This is a genomic window from Neisseria flavescens, from assembly GCF_005221285.1.
Classification (GTDB): domain Bacteria; phylum Pseudomonadota; class Gammaproteobacteria; order Burkholderiales; family Neisseriaceae; genus Neisseria; species Neisseria flavescens.
Map to the genome: position 1 here is coordinate 517,102 of NZ_CP039886.1, position 21,225 is coordinate 538,326.

17 protein-coding genes, 2 pseudogenes and 1 CRISPR repeat array are annotated in these 21,225 nt (G+C 44.3%); of the genes and pseudogenes, 16 read left to right on the forward strand and 3 right to left on the reverse strand.

Features of this window, described 5'->3' with window-relative positions:
• The first annotated feature begins 60 nt into the window (after positions 1-60).
• The 14 genes and pseudogenes from FAH67_RS02745 to fghA all read left to right on the forward strand — a co-directional run bounded on the left by FAH67_RS02745 (position 61) and on the right by fghA (position 12,750).
• Entirely contained in the window at positions 61-885 is an 825-nt protein-coding gene (locus tag FAH67_RS02745; RefSeq protein WP_003680673.1) for a response regulator, read from the forward strand.
• Entirely contained in the window at positions 878-1,960 is a 1,083-nt protein-coding gene (locus FAH67_RS02750; RefSeq protein ID WP_003680672.1) for a sensor histidine kinase, read from the forward strand. Before FAH67_RS02745 ends, FAH67_RS02750 begins: the two co-directional genes overlap by 8 nt.
• A 66-nt stretch (positions 1,961-2,026) precedes the next feature.
• The gene (gene cas5c / locus FAH67_RS02755) at positions 2,027-2,701 is read left to right on the forward strand and encodes a type I-C CRISPR-associated protein Cas5c (protein ID WP_039863969.1); all 675 of its coding nucleotides are present in this window, start codon (positions 2,027-2,029) and stop codon (positions 2,699-2,701) included.
• Positions 2,698-4,476, forward strand: coding sequence for a type I-C CRISPR-associated protein Cas8c/Csd1 (gene cas8c, locus FAH67_RS02760; RefSeq protein ID WP_003680670.1), 1,779 nt, complete (start codon positions 2,698-2,700; stop codon positions 4,474-4,476). Before cas5c ends, cas8c begins: the two co-directional genes overlap by 4 nt.
• Positions 4,477-4,487: 11 nt before the next feature.
• Positions 4,488-5,359 (forward strand): annotated as a pseudogene (cas7c, locus tag FAH67_RS02765) (type I-C CRISPR-associated protein Cas7/Csd2).
• A 231-nt stretch (positions 5,360-5,590) separates the two neighbouring features.
• Positions 5,591-6,214 (forward strand): hypothetical protein, encoded by a 624-nt coding sequence (locus FAH67_RS02770; RefSeq protein ID WP_003680665.1) that lies wholly within the window; start codon positions 5,591-5,593, stop codon positions 6,212-6,214.
• 9 nt (positions 6,215-6,223) lie between these two features.
• Entirely contained in the window at positions 6,224-6,832 is a 609-nt protein-coding gene (cas4, locus tag FAH67_RS02775) for a CRISPR-associated protein Cas4 (protein WP_003680663.1), read from the forward strand.
• A gap of 67 nt (positions 6,833-6,899) precedes the next feature.
• Positions 6,900-8,105: an AcrVA2 family anti-CRISPR protein gene (locus FAH67_RS02780; protein WP_003680662.1), complete on the forward strand. Its 1,206-nt coding sequence runs from the start codon at positions 6,900-6,902 to the stop codon at positions 8,103-8,105.
• Positions 8,106-8,267: 162 nt separating this feature from the next.
• Positions 8,268-9,281 (forward strand): type I-C CRISPR-associated endonuclease Cas1c, encoded by a 1,014-nt coding sequence (gene cas1c / locus FAH67_RS02785; RefSeq protein ID WP_003680661.1) that lies wholly within the window; start codon positions 8,268-8,270, stop codon positions 9,279-9,281.
• A 74-nt stretch (positions 9,282-9,355) separates the two neighbouring features.
• A complete protein-coding gene (gene cas2 / locus FAH67_RS02790) occupies positions 9,356-9,649 on the forward strand; it encodes a CRISPR-associated endonuclease Cas2 (RefSeq protein WP_003680660.1) in 294 nt (97 codons plus the stop codon).
• 189 nt (positions 9,650-9,838) lie between these two features.
• Positions 9,839-10,273: direct repeats of the CRISPR family, unit length 33 nt; unit sequence CCAGCCGCCTTCAGGCGGCTGGTGTGTTGAAAC.
• Between the two features lie 31 nt (positions 10,274-10,304).
• Complete coding sequence (locus FAH67_RS11745) at positions 10,305-10,568, forward strand: transposase (RefSeq protein WP_081462562.1); 264 nt, start codon at positions 10,305-10,307, stop codon at positions 10,566-10,568.
• Positions 10,569-10,585: 17 nt separating this feature from the next.
• On the forward strand, positions 10,586-11,068 hold the full coding sequence (locus FAH67_RS11750; protein ID WP_112890727.1) for an IS5 family transposase: 483 nt from the start codon (positions 10,586-10,588) through the stop codon (positions 11,066-11,068).
• Between the two features lie 21 nt (positions 11,069-11,089).
• Positions 11,090-11,914: pseudogene (locus FAH67_RS02805) on the forward strand (S-(hydroxymethyl)glutathione dehydrogenase/class III alcohol dehydrogenase); the annotation flags it as partial.
• An 8-nt stretch (positions 11,915-11,922) separates the two neighbouring features.
• Positions 11,923-12,750 carry an S-formylglutathione hydrolase gene (gene fghA / locus FAH67_RS02810; RefSeq protein ID WP_003678655.1) on the forward strand — a complete coding sequence of 276 codons (828 nt, stop codon included), beginning with the start codon at positions 11,923-11,925 and terminating at the stop codon, positions 12,748-12,750.
• Positions 12,751-12,938: 188 nt separating this feature from the next.
• Here the strand turns inward: fghA and rtcR are convergent, their stop codons facing one another.
• A complete protein-coding gene (rtcR, locus tag FAH67_RS02815; RefSeq protein WP_003678653.1) occupies positions 12,939-14,567 on the reverse strand; it encodes an RNA repair transcriptional activator RtcR in 1,629 nt (542 codons plus the stop codon).
• Between the two features lie 13 nt (positions 14,568-14,580).
• A complete protein-coding gene (locus tag FAH67_RS02820; RefSeq protein WP_039863447.1) occupies positions 14,581-15,336 on the reverse strand; it encodes a tRNA(His) guanylyltransferase Thg1 family protein in 756 nt (251 codons plus the stop codon).
• Positions 15,337-16,369: 1,033 nt separating this feature from the next.
• On the opposite strand from FAH67_RS02820, the gene FAH67_RS02830 reads away from it, so the two are divergent.
• Positions 16,370-17,944, forward strand: a complete 1,575-nt coding sequence (locus FAH67_RS02830) for a vWA domain-containing protein (RefSeq protein WP_003678650.1) — start codon at positions 16,370-16,372, stop codon at positions 17,942-17,944.
• Positions 17,945-18,008: 64 nt separating this feature from the next.
• On the opposite strand, the gene FAH67_RS02835 is transcribed toward FAH67_RS02830, so the two are convergent.
• The gene (locus tag FAH67_RS02835) at positions 18,009-19,574 is read right to left on the reverse strand and encodes a sulfatase-like hydrolase/transferase (protein WP_244284782.1); all 1,566 of its coding nucleotides are present in this window, start codon (positions 19,572-19,574) and stop codon (positions 18,009-18,011) included.
• 146 nt (positions 19,575-19,720) lie between these two features.
• On the opposite strand from FAH67_RS02835, the gene FAH67_RS02840 reads away from it, so the two are divergent.
• Positions 19,721-21,199: an RNA ligase gene (locus FAH67_RS02840; protein WP_003678644.1), complete on the forward strand. Its 1,479-nt coding sequence runs from the start codon at positions 19,721-19,723 to the stop codon at positions 21,197-21,199.
• Positions 21,200-21,225: the final 26 nt, after the last annotated feature.

A 21,225-nucleotide genomic window follows, 5' to 3' on the forward strand; every position in this document is an offset into this window, starting at 1 on the left:
TTTATAAGATTTGAAGGAGCTTACCTTTATGAAAAACTTAATATACCTAAGAGGATTAAAATGGAAATAATAAAAGATATTATTGATTGGTTCAAGTGGTTCAATTCGTTGGGATGGCTAGCTAATATAATTACTATAGGCATTCCAACATATGGAATAATTTTACTTTTACTGAAGAAGCCAAACAAATGGATATTAAAAAAATTTAGAAAAGCTAAACTATCCATGCAATATCACACTATATTTGAGTTTATTCAGAGACAAGGTTTAGAAAATAAGTCGTATATTAGCACTAAAGAACTAAATATATTAATACTTGATGATGAGCCACAAAATTATCCAATTGAATATCTTAGAAATTGCAAATATAAAATTAACCATAGAGGAGAAATATCACTCTCAAATATAGATGAAATTTTAGATTTTGATTTAATTATTTTAGATATTACGGGGATTGTTAAAGAGGATAAGCATAAAGGAGGATTTGAACTATTAAAAAGGCTCAGAAAGGAAAAACCTTTAGGTCAAGCGATAATTGCAGCTTCGTCTAAAAGATTTGATTTAAGCGTTGCTGATTTTTATGAAATGGCTGATGTGAAAATTAAAACGCCTATTGAGGGGATAGAAATGGAAGAGGTTCTTGAGCAAGCTATGAAATTGAAATTTAATGTACTAGAGCTTGCTAAAAAATTAGATCATACTATAGGGCTTGTCCAAAATATACCCCTAAGAGATACTATTATGAATGAATCTATTTTATATTTGGATAATAAGGGTGATTATAATTTTTTATCTAAAAAATTAGAGAGTGTTTTTCAAGAAAAACAAAAGAGAGAATTTATGGATGGCATTAAATCTCTTGGTGAGCAAATAAATCATGATTGAAATAGTAAGGTTGTATTTAAAAAATAATTTGCAGTTAAAACAAGTTCCCTTGGCTGTTAATAGAAAAATTATTAATGGTGAAGTTTTAAGAAATCCTGTCTGTTTAAAATGTATGGAAAAATCTTGTGTTAAACAAAATACGACAGGAGAGTTTGTTTGCGACGATAAAATATCATCTTATCATGTTAAACTACATGATCTTGAGATTAGCACATTTGGTCATTTAGGTGATTTGTCTAAACTAAAACAGGGTCATTATGCATATAAATCTTCTAGTAAGATGAAATATAATCAATTTGAGAAAATTATAAATGATCAATTGAAACCTTTAATTTCATCATGTGAAGCTTTTGAAACTAGCACTAGGACAGAAGTTCTCAATTCATTTCATGATGCTAGCAAATGGGCTAGACAGATGTCTATTAATGCTGAGAACCTTTTAAGAAAAAGTGAGGGAGATTCAATTGCTGAGAAATTTAGAAATTCTTCTTCAGATCTAAAATCAATATACAAATGTTCTACATTGTTAAATGATGCATTACAAGCATATGAAATATTTATTAATCCAAGGAATGTAGATTACGGACCGAAACGTGATACTCAAATTTATCAATTATTTGATAAATTTCAGGCTATATTATTTAACTCAGAAGGAAAAGCAAATAACAAATCTTTTAAATTGGAAGGAGAGTTATACGTTAAAATACCTACATATCAATCATTTACTACAATTCCTCTGAGCTTGTTGCATAATGCTCTAAAATATACTTTTGGCAATGCAAAAATAATAATTAAATTTCAGGAAATTCCAGGTGATAAATTAATTATTAAAGTTATTTCTGAAGGGCCTCATATTGATGATAGTGAAAAAAATAAGATATTCGATAAAAATTTTAGAGGAAAACATGCATCAAAATTACATCATGATGGGTTAGGGATTGGTTTATATGTAGCAAGTATCGTGGCTAAAAAGCATAATTCAACTATTAGCGTTATTAGTGAACCTCTCCAGTATGAAAGAGAAGGAATTCTAATTGCTATGAATACGTTCACATTAACCATGAACATAAAGTAAAAGAAGATTAGTCAGCTAATCTGCCCCTTCTGTATGAAGGGGCGTGTGTACAAAAAGGAGAACCAAATGAACCAAATCCGCCTACATATTTGGGGCGATTACGCCTGTTTTACCCGTCCGGAGATGAAGGTGGAGCGGGTGTCTTATGATGTCATCACGCCGTCGGCGGCGCGCGGGATTTTGGCGGCGGTGCATTGGAAGCCGGCGATTCGGTGGGTGATAGACCGGATTTATGTGCTGAAACCGATTCGATTTGAGTCGGTACGGCGCAATGAGTTGGGCGGCAAGATTTCGGCGGGTAAGGTCAGCGGCGCGATGAAGCGCAAGAGCGTTGCCGATTTATATACGCTGATTGAAGACGACCGCCAGCAGCGCGCGGCGACGGTGCTTAAAGACGTGGCGTATGTAATTGAAGCTCATGCGGTGCTGACGGCAAAAGCGGGGGCGGATGAGACCGTTACCAAGCATATCGAGATGTTCAAACGCCGTGCGAAAAAGGGGCAATGCTTTCAGCAGCCTTGTTTGGGCGTGCGTGAATTTCCTGCTGATTTTGCGTTGATTGACGAAGGCGAGCCGCTGCCGCCATCGGCATTATCGGCAAGCGAGGCAAGCCGCGATTTGGGCTGGATGCTTCACGATATTGATTTTGACCACGGCAACACGCCGCATTTTTTCCGTGCACAAATGAAAGACGGCGTGATTGATGTGCCGCCGTTTTACGCCGAGGAGGTGAAAGCATGATTCTTGCATCCCTTGACCGCTATTACCGCCGTTTGGCAGCAGAAACCGATGAAATGGGCAATCCAAAAGTGCCGCCTTATGGCTTTAGCGAGGAAAAAATCGGCTGGATTTTGGTGTTGGATAAAGAAGGCCGTCTGAAAACCGTTGTGCCGAATCTGACTGCCGATAAAAAGCCGCAGCCAAAGCTGATGAGTGTGCCGCGCCCTGAAAAACGCACGTCGGGCATCAAGCCGAATTTTTTGTGGGATAAAACCGCCTACGCGCTTGGCGTGGAAGCCAATAAAAACAAGGCTGAAGCAAAAGAAAAACCGTTTACGCCGTCTGAAAAAACCTTTGACGCCTTCAAGCAATATCATCTCGATTTATTGCAAAACAGCGCCGATGAAGGCCTCCAAGCCTTGTGCCGTTTTCTGCAAAACTGGCAGCCTGCACATTTTGCCGCCGCAAATCTGCCTGCCGAAATGCTGGATGCCAATATTGCATTTTCTCTTGAAAAACCGACCGCACTTATCCATAAACGCGAAGCCGCGCAAATCTTATGGGCAGGCTGTCTGAAAAGCGACGAGGCGCTTGAGGGCTTGTGCCTGATTAGCGGCGACACCGCCCCGATTGCGCGGCTGCATCCTGCGATTAAAGGTGTGTTTGGCGGGCAAAGCTCCGGCGGTTCGATTATTTCGTTTAACAAAGAAGCCTTTGTCTCTTTTGGCAAGGAGCAAGGCGCAAATGCGCCTGTTTCCGAACAATCCGCGTTTGCCTACACCACCGCGCTGAACTATCTGTTGCGCCGCGAAAATAATCACTGCCTGACCATCGGCGACGCCAGCACAGTCTTTGGGGCGGAAGCGGACGATAACGCTACGGCGCAGGCTGCCGAAGGCTTCTTCGCGCACATATTCACGCCGCCGGATGGCGAACAAGAAAGCACCAAAGTTTTCAACGTATTGGAACAAATCGCCAACGGAAGACCGTTACAAGATATTGCGCCCGAACTCTCTCCCAATACCCGTTTTTATATTTTAGGGCTTGCCCCCAATGCCGCACGGATTTCTGTTCGGTTTTGGCTGGACACCACTTTTGGGCAGTTGGCGGAAAATTTGGCGCAGCATTGGCAAGATTTAGCCCTTGAGCCTTGCGCGTGGAAAACGCCGCCGTCGATTTGGCGACTCTTGTTGCAAACTGCCGTGCTGGGCAAAAGCGAAAACATCCCGCCCGTATTGGCTGGTGAAATGACCCGCGCCGTGATTTGCGGCACGCCGTACCCCTTGAGTTTGCTGTCGCAACTGATTACCCGAATCCGCGCCGACGGCGACGTGAACGGCTTGCGCGTGGCAATGATGAAAGCCGTATTACAGCGGCGTTTTAGAAAAGGTTTTATCAAAGAAGGAGTTCCTATGAGTTTGAACAATGAAAGCCCGAATCGCGCCTATCTTTTAGGGCGGCTGTTTGCCGTGTTGGAGCGCATTCAATATCAGGCGTTGGGCGAATTAAATGCCGGCATCGCCGACCGCTATTACGGCTCTGTCTCCGCCGTACCGTTTTCCGTTTTTCCGCGCCTTTTGTCGGGTGCAAAACACCATTTGTCGCGCTTGCGTAAAGACAAAGCCGGTATGGCGGTAAATTTGGATAAAGATTTGGGCGAAATCATTGCCAAACTGCACGAAACCTTTCCACGCCATTTGAGCATTGACGAGCAAGGCCGCTTCGCCATCGGCTATTACCACCAAAAACAAAGCTATTTTGCTAAAAAAGAAACCGCTGAAACCATTGAAAACTAAGGAGCCAGAAAATGTCTGCCATTCAAAACCGTTATGAATTTGTTTACTTTTTTGATGTAACAAACGGCAACCCAAACGGCGATCCCGATGCGGGTAATATGCCGCGCCTCGATCCCGAATCCAGCAAAGGCTTGGTAACCGATGTCTGCCTGAAACGCAAAATCCGTAATTTTGTCGAAATCAGCAGCGAAAACGAAGCCGGTTACGAAATCTACGTGAAAGAAAAAAGCGTGTTAAACCTGCAAAACAAACGCGCTTATGAGGCTTTAGGGATTGAACCAAATACTAAAGAAAAAAACTGCCCAAAGACGAAGCCAAAGCCCGCGATATTACCGCTTGGATGTGCAAAAACTTCTTTGATATCCGCACCTTCGGCGCCGTGATGACCACCGAAGTCAACAGCGGACAAGTGCGCGGCCCGGTGCAACTGGCGTTCGCCCAATCCATCGACCCGATTGTGCCGCTGGAAGTTTCTATCACCCGCATGGCAGTCACCAACGAAAAAGACTTGGAAAAAGAACGCACCATGGGGCGTAAATACATTGTCCCTTATGCGCTCTACCGCGTGCACGGTTTTATCTCCGCCAACCTTGCCGCCAAAACTGGTTTTTCAGACGACGACTTAGCCAAACTCTGGCAAGCCCTGACGCTGATGTTTGAGCACGACCGCTCCGCCGCCCGTGGCGAAATGGCGGCACGCAAACTGATCGTTTTCAAACACGACAGTGCGCTCGGCAGCCAGCCTGCACATAAATTATTTGACGCCGTGAAAGTCGAACGCATAAACGGCGAATCAGGTACGCCGGCAAGCGGTTTTGGCGATTACAAAATCAGCGTGGTTTCAGACGGCCTCAATGGCGTGAGTGTGGAAGAACTGCTTTAAAAACACTTAAAAAGATGACCGCTTGTATTGCAGAAGTCAGTAGGGTGGGCTTCAGCCCACCGTTTCAACAAATATAAAGGATTGATGGGCTAAAGTCCGTCCTACGAAACTAATACAAATAAATTTCATAAACTCCATTCTTTAATATTGAACATATATTGTATTATTTTTTTGCTTAAATTTGTGTTATTTATTGGTATAATAGCTTCGTTAATATAAAAGGAGCATTCAGTGAAAAATTTTATTCAAAACCTAGAAAACGAGTTTGTTGAAAAAAATCAGGAAAAAACAACGTTCAGTATTCGCCTTTCTGTAAAAGAAGATTTGATTTTGCAGGAAATTGCTGAAAGTTTTGATCTTTCACGTCAGGAACTATTGCATCGTCTGATTACAGAGCAAATTATCGTTCCGTGGAAACAACGCTTTGAGGCGCAGGCAAATGAAGAGCTTGAGCTGGATGGAGAGGAGTCAACTCAATATTTTTTGTTGAACACAAATAAAGTCAATGATATCGACGATCATAAATTTATGTTAGAAAAACAGGTAGCTGCGGCATTTGAAGATGGTTATAAAGAAAAAATTGCCAAATTCAAAAAAGGTGATTGGGTATTTCTATATGAGTCAGGGCAAGGAATCGTGGCATTTGGACAGGCATCAGGTAGGCTAGAAAAAGCACCACATTATGGGCGGGAGGACAAAACCTATTATCAGCACTTGGAGGGTTTTACCTGTTTACTAAAAGCTATTAAAGCTAGTGAAGTCAAAAAGATTTTAAGCCGTTCTTTCCCCTTTGCTCAAACCTTGGCGCGAATTGTTGACGGGGAAAAATTATTATCAGAAATTAAAAATCGATAAACATACACTATGAAAATTATTCCCCTTTCCGCCCTGCAACACTATGCTTTCTGCCCGCGCCAATGCGCATTGATTCATAACGAGCAGGCGTGGGCGGAGAACTATTTGACCGCGCAGGGCAGGGCACTGCATGAGCGGGTGGATTCGGGCGAGCCTGAAACGCGCAAGGGTGTGCGTTTTGAGCGGACGGTGCATGTGTCGGCAGAGAAATTGGGCATCAGCGGCGTGTTGGATTTGGTGGAAGTGGATACGAAAACAGACCGTCTGAAACCCGTAGAATACAAACGCGGCAAGCCTAAACCTGATCCGATGGACGAAATCCAGCTTTGCTCCCAAGGTTTGTGCTTGGAAGAAATGACGGGGCAAACCGTCTCTGAGGGCGCGCTGTGGTATATGCAAACCCGACACCGCGTCCCCGTCGTGTTTTCAGACGGCCTGCGCACCCAAACACTCGCCACCATCACCGCCGTGCGTAAACTTCTAAACAACGGTCAAACCCCGCCGCCCGACTACGGCAAACGTTGCAAAGCCTGTTCACTGGTGGAGATTTGCCAGCCGGAGTTGTTGGGGAAACGGGATAGGAGTGTGGGGTATGTGATGAGGTTGTTTGGGGATTGAGAAAATTGATGAACGTATAATATGTTATGTTGTGAATCTATCTAAATTTAAATAAGGAAATTTTTTCATGGAAATGCCTAAAACACATTTTGATTGTATCCAATATCTTAGGCCAGAGTTATTAATTGAAGCAAAGAAAGATGTCAAAGAATTATTAAATATAGATAGGAAGTCCCCTATATTAAGTATTGATGAGTATGAAAATAGATTAAATTCATATTTGGAAAAAGTAATCAATGATACTCTACAAGTTGCCGCAGATAATATTGGGGTTTCTCTAAATTTTATTAAAAATAATATAGATGATTTACCAGAGTTCTTTAAAAATCATCTATTTGCTCTAGGTAGTACTATTAATTATGAATATCATTTCATAGTTAATTTTCTATTAGCTGGTAGAAAAACATTTTTCTTTTCTGATGCTATCAGTCAAAAGCTCTTATATACAGAAATTAATGTGCCAGCTAAAGAGATACAGCTACCTTTTTTTAGTTGCCAATTAGTATTCACGGAAAGAGAAATTATAGATGCATTCTATACAAAAGCTCTTAAGGATAATCCTGACTTAACTGTTGATTATTCTTGCCCTATAAGTGTTTTTGTTACCTTATTTGATGATTGTGATGAATTGGATGGCAGAAGAATTATTTTTAACTCATACCATAGTAAATATCCAGATACAATTTTTCTAATGCAGAAAAGGGAATTGTTTCTTGGTAATGATTGGAACTTAGAGCAAAGCTTAAGAACAGATTGGGAGAATCTTACCCCCAATAATTTTGGATATGGCTCATTTTACAATGATGGAAATATCAGTAAATTAGAAGATGATCTTTTTTATACAGATGGATTACTTTTTTATCGGATTATATTGAATGCTATTTTATATGTAATTTCAAGTAAGGCTGATTTCCCTAAAAAAGAAAGTCAAATTAGAAAAATAGAAAAAAAGATAGCAAATGCAAAATCATTTCTTAAAAAAGAGAGATTAAATCAAGAGACAAAAGCAATATCTAGTCTTGATTATTTTGAGGTTGGATTAAGTGAGCAACAAATAATTTTAAAAAATCAGCATGATAATGAAAATTCTGAATCTGTTGATTATTCAAGATTAGACCGAAAAATTTTACGTAGATTTATGGTTAGAGGGCATTGGAGAAATCAACGTTATGGTTCGGGTTTGACAGAAACTAAGTTAATTTGGATTAAACCATATATCAAAGGAGATGAATTAGCAGAGGTTATAAATAAACCTTATGTAATTAAAGAATAAAAATACCGAAAAATCCAAACTGAGGTCGTCTGAAAAACAATATTTGGGAAGCCAAGCTATTTCGTTGGGTTACGGAGCTCTATCTACCCCAACCTACCGATAATTTTCAGGCAGCCCAACTATCGCCCCCAAAAGTACGGTCAAAATCCAAGGAATCTACTCATGCGCAAACTGCAAAATACGCTCTACATCACCACCCAAGGCAGCTACCTGCATAAGGAGCGGGAGACGCTGGTGGTGGAGCAGGAGCGCAAGAAGGTGGCACAATTGCCGGTGCATTCTATCGGGCATATTTTCTGTTTTGGGAATGTGCTGGTGTCGCCGTTTTTGCTGGGGTTTTGCGGCGAAAATAATGTAAATTTGGCGTTTTTTACCGAAAACGGACGTTATTTGGGGCGGCTTCAGGGGCGGCAGAGCGGCAATGTGCTGTTGCGTCGAGCGCAGTATCGGGTGTCGGAGCAAAATCCCGTGCCAATTGCGCGTAATATCATTGCGGCAAAGATTCAGGCGAGTAAACGGGTGCTTCAGCGGCAGATTCGCAATTACGGCGAGAATGCGGCGATTCAAAGTGCGGTCGATTCTTTGAATATTTCGCTGCGGCAGTTGAAGGGAGCGGCGGAGCTGGACGTAGTACGCGGTATTGAGGGCGATGCGGCGGCGCGTTATTTCGGCGTGTTCGGGCGACTTTTGAGCGAAAAGAGCGGCTTTACTTTTGACGGGCGCAACCGCCGTCCGCCCAGAGACGGGGTGAATGCGCTGTTGTCGTTTGTGTACAGCATTTTGGGCAAGGACATCAGCGGCGCGCTGCAAGGCGTGGGGCTGGATCCGCAGGTAGGCTTTCTGCACGCCGACCGACCCGGGCGCGATAGTCTAGCACAGGATATTTTGGAAGAATTCCGCGCATGGTGGGCGGACAGGCTGGTGTTGTCGCTGATTAACCGTGGACAAATCAAACAGCAGGATTTTGTTACGGAAGCAAGCGGCGCGGTAAGCCTGAAAGCCGATGCACGTAAGCTGTTGTTCCAAGCTTTGCAGGCGAAAAAGCAGGAGAAAATTGTTCATCCGTTTTTGGGCGAGGAAGTGGAAATCGGGCTGCTGCCGTATATTCAGGCGATGCTGTTGGCGCGCCACTTGCGTGGGGATTTGGCGGAATATCCGCCGTTTTTGATGAAATAGGTTTGCAGGTCGTCTGAAAACGGGTTGGATGCTTTCAGACGACCTCTAAAGCAGCCTGCACATGGGAATACAAAATGCTGATGCTGATTACTTACGATATTTCGCTGGAAGACGCGGAAGGACAGGCAAGGCTGCGACGCGTGGCGAAATTGTGTCTGGACTACGGCGTGCGCGTGCAATATTCGGTGTTCGAATGTGACATTGCGCCCGACCAGTGGGTTGTTTTAAAGGACAAACTTTTGAAAACCTACAACCCCGAAACCGACAGCCTGCGCTTTTACCATCTGGGCAGCAAATGGCGGCGCAAAGTGGAACACCACGGCGCAAAACTGGCAGTGGATGTGTTTAAAGATACGTTGATTGTGTGAATCGCCAACCTACAGTTCTCATGAAAATGCGGCAGGGTTGGCAAATTGGGATTGTTCTTTAACAATTAGGATATTGCGAATGCGGGTGTAACGGAAAAGGCTGTGTTATACTCACGCTCGCGCTTTTCTTGGGAGCTTAGCGAGATTAGGTTTTCGAAACCTGATGTAGTAAGGCTTTTAAGAGAGGCTCCAGCCGCCTTCAGGCGGCTGGTGTGTTGAAACTATTTTTAAAACAATAGGGGGGTGGGTCTCTTGGGTCCAGCCGCCTTCAGGCGGCTGGTGTGTTGAAACTGCTTACAAAAATCTTGTTTCTGATTCTCTTGGTCCAGCCGCCTTCAGGCGGCTGGTGTGTTGAAACCAGACGCCTGTTTTAGGGTCATATCCGCGCCGTTCCAGCCGCCTTCAGGCGGCTGGTGTGTTGAAACAGCCTATGAAAAGGTGGAAGCATTGGGCAAGGATCCAGCCGCCTTCAGGCGGCTGGTGTGTTGAAACAAAGTCTAAATCTACGGTTTGGGTGGGTATGTCCCAGCCGCCTTCAGGCGGCTGGTGTGTTGAAACTATTGCCTATTAAATCGCGTCATACCGCGTTGCCCAGCCGCCTTCAGGCGGCTGGTGTGTTGAGAACCTATATTCACAAAAATGATAAAATATCTTTATGACTAGAAAATCCTACCCAACAGACTTAACAGATGCCCAATGGCAAGCGATTGAGCCGCATTTTAACCGGCTACGCCACTACAAATGGGATAAACGTGAATTAGTGAATGCCGTTTTGTACATTACCAAAACAGGTTGCCAATGGCGTATGCTGCCCAATGATTTTCCACCTTATCCAACCGTATGGAGTTTCTATCGCAGAGCCAACCAATCAGGCTTATGGGATAGGATTCTTTTGGCATTGGTTCAAAAAAACGTTTAATCCATCAAAAACAAGCGATGCCGACTTATGCCATTATTGATTCGCAAAGTGTCAAAACAGCTTCCGGCGCACATGATAAAGGTTTTGACGGAGGTAAAAAAATCAAAGGCCGTAAGCGACATATAGCTGTTGATACGTTGGGTAACCTATTGTCTGTTGTGGTTCATGCAGCCAATATCCATGACACAAAAGCAGGTATTTTTGTAGCAAAAAAAGCGTTTGAGACCTATCCGGGTTTAAAAGGTTTCTGTGCAGACGCAGGTTATCGGAATACATTTGAGCGCGAAGTATCGGAGCAATTGGGTTTAACTGTTGAGATTTCAAAGAAAATTCAAGATATTTCTTGGCATATTCTGCCCAAACGTTGGATTGTAGAACGAACGTTTGCATGGTTGGGTTGGTCTCGACGTTTGGCAAAAGATTTTGAGCAGACGAATTTATCTGCTGAAAATTTTGTCAAACTAGGGTATATTTCACAAATATTAAAATTTATCAAATAGTTGCTTGTGAATACAGGTTCTGAGTTTTGCCTCTCGGGTAAAACCAACTTATGCGTCTCAGTGCGTGATATGCAAGGTAAAGGTTTAATGCCGGACGGCACGACGCGCTTTTCTTATCAAGGTCAGCCGATCTATCACTATATGGGCTGTTCGACTTTCAGTGAATACTCAGTTGTTGCCGAAGTTTCACTGGCGAAAATCAACCCGGAAGCCAACCACGAACAAGTATGTTTACTCGGCTGCGGCGTTACCACAGGTATTGGTGCGGTGCATAACACGGCAAAAGTACAAGAAGGCGACTCTGTTGCCGTGTTTGGCTTGGGTGCGATTGGTTTGGCGGTGGTGCAAGGTGCGCGTCAAGCCAAAGCCGGTCGTATTATCGCCATTGATACCAATCCTTCAAAATTCGAGTTGGCAAAACAGTTTGGTGCAACGGATTGTTTAAACCCGAACGATTACGATAAACCGATCAAAGATGTGTTGTTAGATATCAACAAATGGGGCATTGACCACACCTTTGAATGTATCGGCAACGTAAACGTAATGCGTCAGGCATTAGAAAGTGCGCACCGTGGTTGGGGGCAATCCATTATCATCGGCGTAGCGGGTGCAGGACAAGAAATTTCCACTCGTCCGTTCCAGTTGGTAACCGGCCGTGTTTGGAAAGGTACGGCATTTGGCGGCGTGAAAGGCCGCTCCGAGCTGCCGAAAATGGTGGAAGATTCAATGAAAGGCGACATCCGGTTAGAACCGTTTGTAACCCATACAATGACGCTCGATCAAATCAATGAAGCCTTTGAGTTAATGCATGAAGGTAAATCGATCCGCACGGTTATTCATTACTAAGGTACGCGATGAAACTGATTGAACAACATCAAATTTTTGGTGGTTCGCAACAAGTTTGGGCGCATTATGCCCAAACGCTGCAGTGCGAAATGAAATTTGCCGTCTATTTGCCGGATAATCCGGAGAATCGACCGCTTGGCGTGATTTATTGGCTTTCCGGCTTGACTTGTACGGAACAAAATTTCATTACCAAATCAGGCTTTCAACGTTACGCGGCAGAACATCAGGTGATTGTGGTTGCCCCCGATACCAGCCCTCGCGGAGAGCAAGTGCCGAACGATGCGGCTTACGATTTAGGGCAGGGTGCGGGCTTTTATCTGAATGCGACCGAACAACCTTGGGCGACGAATTATCAAATGTATGATTATATTTTGAATGAATTGCCTGATCTGATTGAAGCAAATTTCCCTACCAACGGCAAACGTTCCATTATGGGGCATTCAATGGGCGGACACGGCGCATTGGTATTGGCACTGCGAAACCGAGAACGTTATCAAAGTGTTTCTGCCTTTTCGCCCATTTTGTCGCCAAGCCTTGTGCCTTGGGGAGAAAAAGCCTTTACTGCCTATTTAGGGAATGATCGTGAAAAATGGCAGCAATATGATGCCGACTCGCTCATCCGACAAGGCTGTAAGGTGCAAGGTATGCGCATTGATCAGGGCTTGGAAGATGAGTTTTTGCCGACACAATTGCGTACCCAAGATTTTATCGAAACCTGTCGTGCGGCAAACCAGCCGGCCGATGTGCGCTTCCACAAAGGCTATGATCACAGCTATTACTTCATCGCCGGTTTTATTGGCGAGCATATTGCCTATCACGCGGCATTTTTGAAGTAAGTTGAAGAAGTGATTGGTGAATCGACCAAACGTTGGTATGAACGTTAATTTTTCATATTAACGAAAATAAAAGGCATCAGATTGATGCCTTTTATTTTTTATAAATAATAATAAAAGTACTATTAAAATGAGCTACTTCTTGGAATCAGCATAAGGAGGACTTTGCAAAACCTCCTTGTTCACTCTACTTAAATATCTCCCCATTCTAATCTGAATCGCTGTAAATATTTCCTCAATCGGTCGCTGTCATTGACTTTTGCCCTTTCTGTTCGGGATACGTTGAACAATGCACGGCCGGCGGCGGCCATGTTGGGATGTTTGCGGCATTCGTCGATGACGTGTTGCAGTTGTAGCTTGTCGAATAAATCCAATGTGTCCCAATCGATTTTATCGGGATAGTCTTGTACTTTTTCAGACGGCCTTTTATGTAGGAGGCCGTCTGAAAAGGGTTCTTCCGACCATAACCATTTGAGGCGTTCGATTTCAGCTTGGACTTGTTCTACCTGTATCCTACCTTGTGGCGCGAGTGTGGCCAGGCGCATGATGCTGGCGGCAAGGTCGCGGAAATTGCCGCGCCACGGTGCTTGGTTGGAGTGGGCGAAGTTGAGGTAGGCGGCCAGGGCTTCTTTGTTGAAGCGGGTGGTTCGGCCGAGTTCTTGTGAGGCTAGGGCAAGCTGGTGTTCGACGTTGGGCTCGATGTCTTCGCGACGGTTGGCGAGTGCGGGCAGCGGGTAATTCCAGATGTTGATGCGGGCGAACAGGTCTTCGCGGAAGCGTCCGGCGCGAATTTCGTGCCGCAGGTCGCGGTTGGTTCCGGCGATGAGTTGAAAGTTGCTTTTGACTTCGCTGTCGCTGCCGACGGGATAAAAGTGTTTTTCTTCAATGGCTTTGAGCAACATGGCTTGTTCGTCCAAGCCCAACTCTCCGATTTCATCTAAAAACAATACGCCGCCATCGGCAGTTTTCAGATAGCCTTCACGTTTTTCTGCAGCGCCGGTAAAGGCGCCTTTTTTGTGGCCGAACAGGGCAGATGCTGCGCCGTCGCCGCGAAGGGTGGCGCAGTTTACATCGACAAATGTGCCTTTAATCAGATGGCGCGCTTTTTTTAATTCAAAAATCCTGCGTGCCAGCATGGATTTGCCTGCGCCTGTGGGGCCGGAAAGCAGAATGGGGGAAGGGGAGTTGAGTGCAACCTGTTCGATTTCGGCAATCATGCGGTTGAAGGCGGCGTTTTGGGTGGAAATACCGCTTTTCAGGTAGCGCACTGCATCATCGCGTACGGCGGCAAGGCGTTCTGCCAGTACGTCGTAACGAGCCAAGTCTAAATCGATGATTTCATAACTGCCGACATTGCCGTCCTCCATACTGCGTCTTTGATTTTTGGGAGGAGCGGTTTGTAACAGAACGCCAGGGATTTGACGCGATTCCACCAATAGGAACAGGCAGATTTGGGCGACGTGTGTACCCGTAGTGATATGGGTGAGATAGGTTTCTTCTTCTGTATCAAATGGGTAGCTCGCCGCCCAATCGTGCAGTTTGGTATAAACCTCGGAGAAATCCCACGGGTTTGCCAGTTCCATAGGTACGAGATTGACGACTGTGTGCGGTGATATCTGCAAAATATCGGCTTTAACATGATCCGCCAAATCGCGGTATTTCTCCGCATAAAACAGCTCCATGCGGTCAAGATGAAAATCCTGACGCTGATTCATGGCGACATTCGGCCGCCATTTCAACCAACGCCCTTGACCGAAACCGCTGTCCAACACCGTACCGAGAAAGCTGACGGCGACTTGTTTTTTAGGTGCAGTATTCATTTTCAGACGACCTCTAACCTATTCTTTCCAAAACAAACGCGCCGTAATCATCGCCCAAAGGCAGTTCGAAATCCGTATGTAAGATTTGGCGCTCCGCCTGCGCGGTTTCGCCGGTTTGCGGGTTGAAACCCTCTTTCAAGGTCGTCTGAAAATACACGCTGAAGCCGCGTTTCTGCCATGCGGGCAATTCGTTGAAATTGATATTGTGTTCAAACAGCAAATCGTGCTTTTGCGCGCGCGTGAGACCACTGACCGCTTCTGTGGCTCGGGATACGCTTTCGCCTTTTTTGCGCAGCATCCAATAACAATGGGCGTTGAGCGCGTTACGGTGCGCATCTTCATGCCGCCAGCGGAAGTAATCGACCACCAGTTTCTCATTCGGCAAAACGCAAACTCTGGCATCAAAAGCGGCGGGCTGCCCGTGTGCCACCGAAAAGGCGGCACTGGCTTCGCCTGCCAATACCGAAATGATTTTGCGTGTTTTACGTTTGAACGTATCATCATCGCGGCGCAACAGCAGCGAAATCTCATCGCTTTCCGAATAGCCGTACGCCACATTGAAGCCACATTTCATCAAATGTTGGACAGTGTGTGCCATCAAATCGCGGAAACGGATGTCAAACGGCGCTTCAAACTGCCAAATTTCCTTGGTCAGCCGCGTAAACCCGCGCCCGTCTAAGCGTACAACAATAAAATTTTCCTGTGGTACGCAAAAATCATAAGCGGTTTCGTATTGTCGCAAGCGTTTGTCCAAATCATCGAATCTCATCATATATCCTTGTGTATTTTATTTTCTATATAACTATCTATAAATATATTTTTTAGCATTTTACGCTTCTTGCTAATAAAAGCTACTTTAAAATATATTTTCTTTATATTCAATCAATTAAAAAATATTTTTATAAAAATTTTATTCTTGGCACGTTGTTGGCTATGTTGTGAATGTAACGATACAGCAGATGCTTCGGGAAATACAGTTACCGGAGAAAAATTTTCCGTAAATTTAGTTGCTGTGTGGTTACAGGGCGAATGCCAACAAGACTACATTTGGATTAACAGGTTCGAATCCTGTCTCGTCTGATAGACGTTGAACGTCTTGTTTATTTAGTCGCCCACCCTTTTCCAATATGGCAGGCAAATGCCTAGGGAAACTACAACATGGATACCCTTGTGTCGCAGGTTCGAGTCCTGTCTCTGTTGTTCCAAATAGCAGAGTAGCTCAGTTGGTAGAGCGAAGGCATGTTTCCCTGAAAAACTTGTTGCGTGCCATATTATTTTTACGGCAGCAGGCGGATGCCTGAAGAGAGTACATTAACTTATCACGTTAAAACCGTTTCTCTTCACTTTTAGCCGCTACTCTGCCACCCATGAAAGGCCGTCTGAAATATTTGGACGAGCTGATATAAAAAACGTTTTCGGTACAGACGGCAAATGCCGGAGGAATTACAGCCTGCTAAGCGCGAGGTTCGCGGGTTCGAATCCCGTCTCTGCCGCCAACTATGGCAGAGTAGCTCAGTGGATAGAGCGCGTAAAAATTTCTCCACTCTTTGTTGCCCAATGTGCCACCCCTTATGGGCGAATGCCATTAGGATTACATTCCTTTTTTTGCTAAAAACCTGAATGATCCTAGTAAATCTAGTCGCCCTAAGGCAGTAGGCGGATGCCTGGAAGAGAATACATTAGCTTTCAGTTAAAAACGCTTCTCTTCATCTTTAGCCGCCACACTGCCACCCATTCAAGGCCGTCTGGAAAACAAAGCTAAAACAAGTTCAGACGGCCTCAAACCAACAATATGAAAGAAAATGAAAATGGCTAATACTAACTTGTTTCAATCTATTAAAAACTGTTTTACTAAAACCGATACCCATAATGAAGCCGGCGGCATCGCCTATACGCTGACGCCCAAACAACAGCTGGCACAGCTTGCTGCTACCGGTTGTCTGAACAATACCTTCTATGCCGATGCCCAAAGCCAGCTTGACCAAGTGCTGAAATTGGCAGAAAGCCTGGATGTCGAGTTTATCGCCAAAACTGCCGTATATGCCCGTCAAAAAGGTTTTATGAAAGATATGCCTGCGCTGTTGCTTGCCGTGTTGGCGCAAAAAGACGTGAACATGCTCGCCCGCGTATTCGACCAAGTGGTGGACAACGGTAAAATGTTGCGTAACTTCGCACAAATTATCCGCAGCGGCGCAGTCGGCAGAAAATCCTTCGGCAACCGTCCGAAAAAACTGATGCAGACTTGGCTTTTGACCGCCACCGAAAAACAACTGTTAAACGCCGCCGTCGGCAATTCGCCGTCGCTAGCCGACGTGGTCAAAATGGTGCATCCCAAACCGCGTGAAGCATGGCGTGCCGCATGGTTTGCATGGCTGATCGGCAAACCGTACGACCGCGAAGCATTGCCGCCCATTACCCGCGCTTTTGAAGACTACAAACAAAGCCGAGAAGGTGCATTGCCCAACGTTCCTTTCCAAATGCTCACTGCTTTAGACTTGAACAGCGGCGACTGGGCGCAAATCGCCCGCAACGGCTCATGGCAGCAGGTTCGTCAAAACCTGAACACCTTCCTGCGCCACGAAGTGTTTGCCAAAAGCAAAAACATCAAAATGGTGGCAGAAAAACTGCGTGACGAAACCGCCATTGCCCGCGCCCGCGTGTTGCCTTATCAGTTGCTGACTGCCTATCAGGCGACATCCGAACAGATGCCGTTTGAAATCCGCGAAGCCCTGCAAGATGCGATGGAAACTGCCGTACAAAACGTACCGGCAATCCAAGGCAAAGTCGTGGTTTGTCCGGATGTATCCGGCTCCATGCACAGCCCGGTTACCGGCTATCGCGGCAGTGTGTCCACCAAAACCCGCTGCATCGACATTGCCGCGATCGTGTCCGCCGCCATGTTGCGTACTAATCCGCAAGCCCGCGTGATACCGTTTGAACAAATCACGGTAAACGTGAAGCTCAACCCACGCGACAGCATCATGACCAACGCCGAAAAACTCGCCAATGTCGGCGGTGGCGGAACAGCTTGCAGCGCACCGCTTGTCATGTTGAACCGTGAAAGAGCCGACGTGGATTTGGTTGTCATCGTATCAGACAACGAAAGTTGGGCAGATGACAGCCAACAATGGGGCGCAACAACCAGCCTGATGAAAGAGTGGAATATTCTGAAACAACGTTGTCCAGAAGCCAAACTCGTTTGTCTGGATATCCAACCCTATACCAAGGCTCAAGCACGAAACCGTCAGGATATCTTGAACATCGGCGGCTTCTCCGACCAAGTGTTCTCCCTGATTGGTTCCTTTGCCGAACGAGGTATGGGTACAGATTTCTGGGTAGAAGAGATTGAGAAAACGCCGTTGGCAGCTGTGAACTGAAGCTAAGGCCGTCTGAAAAAAGTAGAAATATATTTCAGACGGCCATGTCTCTTCAATTTAAAAACTATGGTTGTAATGCTGGATCGTTATCCAAGGTTTCGTAAGGAACAACCTCTTCCCAATTAAATATTTTTATGGAATCAACCTTATCCTCCGAAAAGAAACGGTATGGCAGTTTCAGTTTTTTTTCATCGATACCAAGCCATTCTGAAAAAGCATAAATAAAATCAAATCCGCTTCTCCTTGCTTTTAAGTGTACCTGTTGCATGTCATCACTTGAAATTCTAATAAATGGAACATGATAAGCTTGCTTATCTTTCGCAGAGTTCGATAAACTGACATGGTCGGTATTCTTATCTATATGAGCCAAACCATGATCAGATAAATACATTATCGAATAGCTACCGTAGGGTTTTATTTCTGCTTCAAGACGTTGCAACAATTGATCAGTTTGTTTTAGCGTCTCCAGATAACACGACATCTTTTCACTTTTAAACCTTTTTGACACAGGCTGTATCAAACGCTTACAAAAATCTGGATGAGAACCATTTATATGCAATACAAACAATGAATTTTGTGTATTTTTCATCTGTTTTAACTGCTCTGCCAATCCATCCAATAATGTAAAGTCACTGATACTATTTTTCCCATCTCTAGATGAATTAGGATCATAGAAATGTGAATAATCTGCCTGAATACCTACTCGGGCTGCTGCGGTATCTGCATCATCAGAAGTTGGCTGGGTGGATAGCCAGTAGGTTTTAAATCCTGCCGCGTTAGCAAGCGAAATAATATTATTGGGGTAACTTACTATATCATCTTGGGTAAGATGAAGCATGCGAGTTAAAGACGTTTGAGTATTAGGAGCAGGAGCTATAAACTCATCTAGAGCTAATCCATTAGATTTTCGTAAATAAGGAGTTGTATCAATTGGGAAACCATATAAAGACGTATAATCTGCCCTCATACTTTCACCAATAACTAATACATAATTTTGATATTTGGGGCGAGAACTTATAATTTCCCAAACAGGTTTATCTGAAAGAATTTGCTTCGACTGGATTCTCTCATCATAATATTGATCTAATGCCTGTAATATTCTGAAATAAAAATTAATATTCCCAACCTCTGTGTTAACTAACTTAAATGGTTGATGTCTTTTTAATGTATTCGTTGTTGGTTTATGTAAAGTAAATAGTAAAAAAACACTGAAAAAAACAATTACAATATATTTATGTTTCGGAAAACTATAGTTTTTAGTTATTCTCCTACCTGTATAAAGTACACTAAACCCGCTTATAAAAACTAGCAAACTTGTAATCCATGCTTTCCATGTAATCAAATTAATAAATTCAGTAAATTCATGGAGATTGGTTTCAAACAAAGATGCGATTAAACCGATATTGATACGGCCATATAAATAAGCAATTGGAGCAAATAAAACACATACAATTAGATTTATTAAAAACAAAATGCTAAATAGTTTTTTATTTAAAAGAAATAGACCATACCAGAAAAAGAACATTGCAAGCGTATAGGCACTTACTAAATATCCTAATCCAAAGTTTGATACTAAAGAAAATACTATTATTAATAGCGGCAGGCTATATTTTTGAAAAAAAACCTTCATCTTAAATCCTGAACTTAGTAAATAACTAGGACGTTATTATATCCGACCCAACATAACTTTACACACAGAAAAACAAAAAACTTACAGTTTCAGATAGCTTTTCTACCAAACGTCGTCTGAAAACCCAAATAAGGAAACCAAATACTATGCAAAAATTCATCCTAATCCGCGGTCATCAAGGCTCGGGAAAATCGACGTTTGCCGAACAAAAAGCCGCCGAATTTAAAGCGCAGTATCCGGATGCGGAAATCGTCCGTATTGAAAACGATTTGTTCATGACCGATGAATACGGTGAGTATCATTGGTCGGGCGAAGCGGTGGATAAGGCGCAGAAACGCGGTAATGCCTTGATGACTGAAACCTTGAGACGTGGACGCCAAAATCCGAATCGAAATATTTTGCTCATTAATTCCAATACCAACCAAAAAGCTTCGCGTTGCCGTCATTTATTAGATCAGGCGGAGAAAAGCGGTTTTGAAACAGAAGTCTACCGACTACACAATTTTTATCCCAACCTGCATGGCGTAAAAGAGCATGACGTGTTGGCGGCGTATATCAAGTTGAACCAAAACCGTGTGGTAAACGAAATCCACATCGAGGCCGTGCAGCCAGCAAATGCGGAGCAGTTAGAAAAAATCGAACAGATGCAGGCTATCGAGCATAAGCCGCTGGTGTTTGATGAGGCGCAGCAAACCTATGTGACCGATTACTATCTGCAACACGGCAGCCGTAACTTTACTGCCAAAGCATCCAAGCGTTATCCCGAATTGCGCGTGTTGAAATACGCACGCAGCGTGTTCTATAACAACCGCTTTGATGATGCTTTGCTGGAAATGCGCGGTTTGATTATCGACGCGCATAATCGAATCATCGTGCGCCCGTTTAAAAAAGTGTTCAATTATTCGGAACGTATTGCCAAAGGCAGCCGTTACCCGATCCGAATCGGCGATGAGCGATTGGTGGACGCGGTGGTGAAAGTAAACGGCTTCCTCGGCTGCTGTACTTTCGTCTCGCTTTCAGACGGCCATCCATCTAAAGGCGCGGCGTTTGACGGCAAAGTGCTGTATTCGACTACCGGCTCGCTTGATAGCGCGTTTGCCGACATGACCGCCGCACACTGCGCACAATACGAAACCCTGTTCCGCGCATATCCGAACCACACTTTTTTGTTTGAAATCACAGACGCGAAAGACGTACACATCATCCGCGAAGAATTGGGTGAAACCTTAATCGGCTGCATCGACGTGGCGACAGGTCGTCAGTTTAGCGAAGCCGAATTGGACGAAATCGGCAAACAATACGGCGTCCGCCGTCCTGAAATGCTGAAAAACATCACGTTCGGCGAACTGAAAGGCCGTCTGAAAAATGTGGAACACGAAGGTTTTATGGTATTTGATGCCCAAAACGGCGAAATGCTGTTCAAACTCAAATCTCCGTATTACCTGATTTCCAAGTTTTTAGGACGAAGCAACGAGGGCAATATCGGCCGCAAACTCGACAAACGCCATGTTGATGAAGAATTTTATCCTTTGATTGACTATATCCACGAGCATCAGGAAGCGTTCAACGCTATGCCGGAATTGGATAAAATCGCGTTCATTCAAGCGTTTTTGAGACAGTTGTAAGGCCGTCTGAAAATATATGGAGCAAC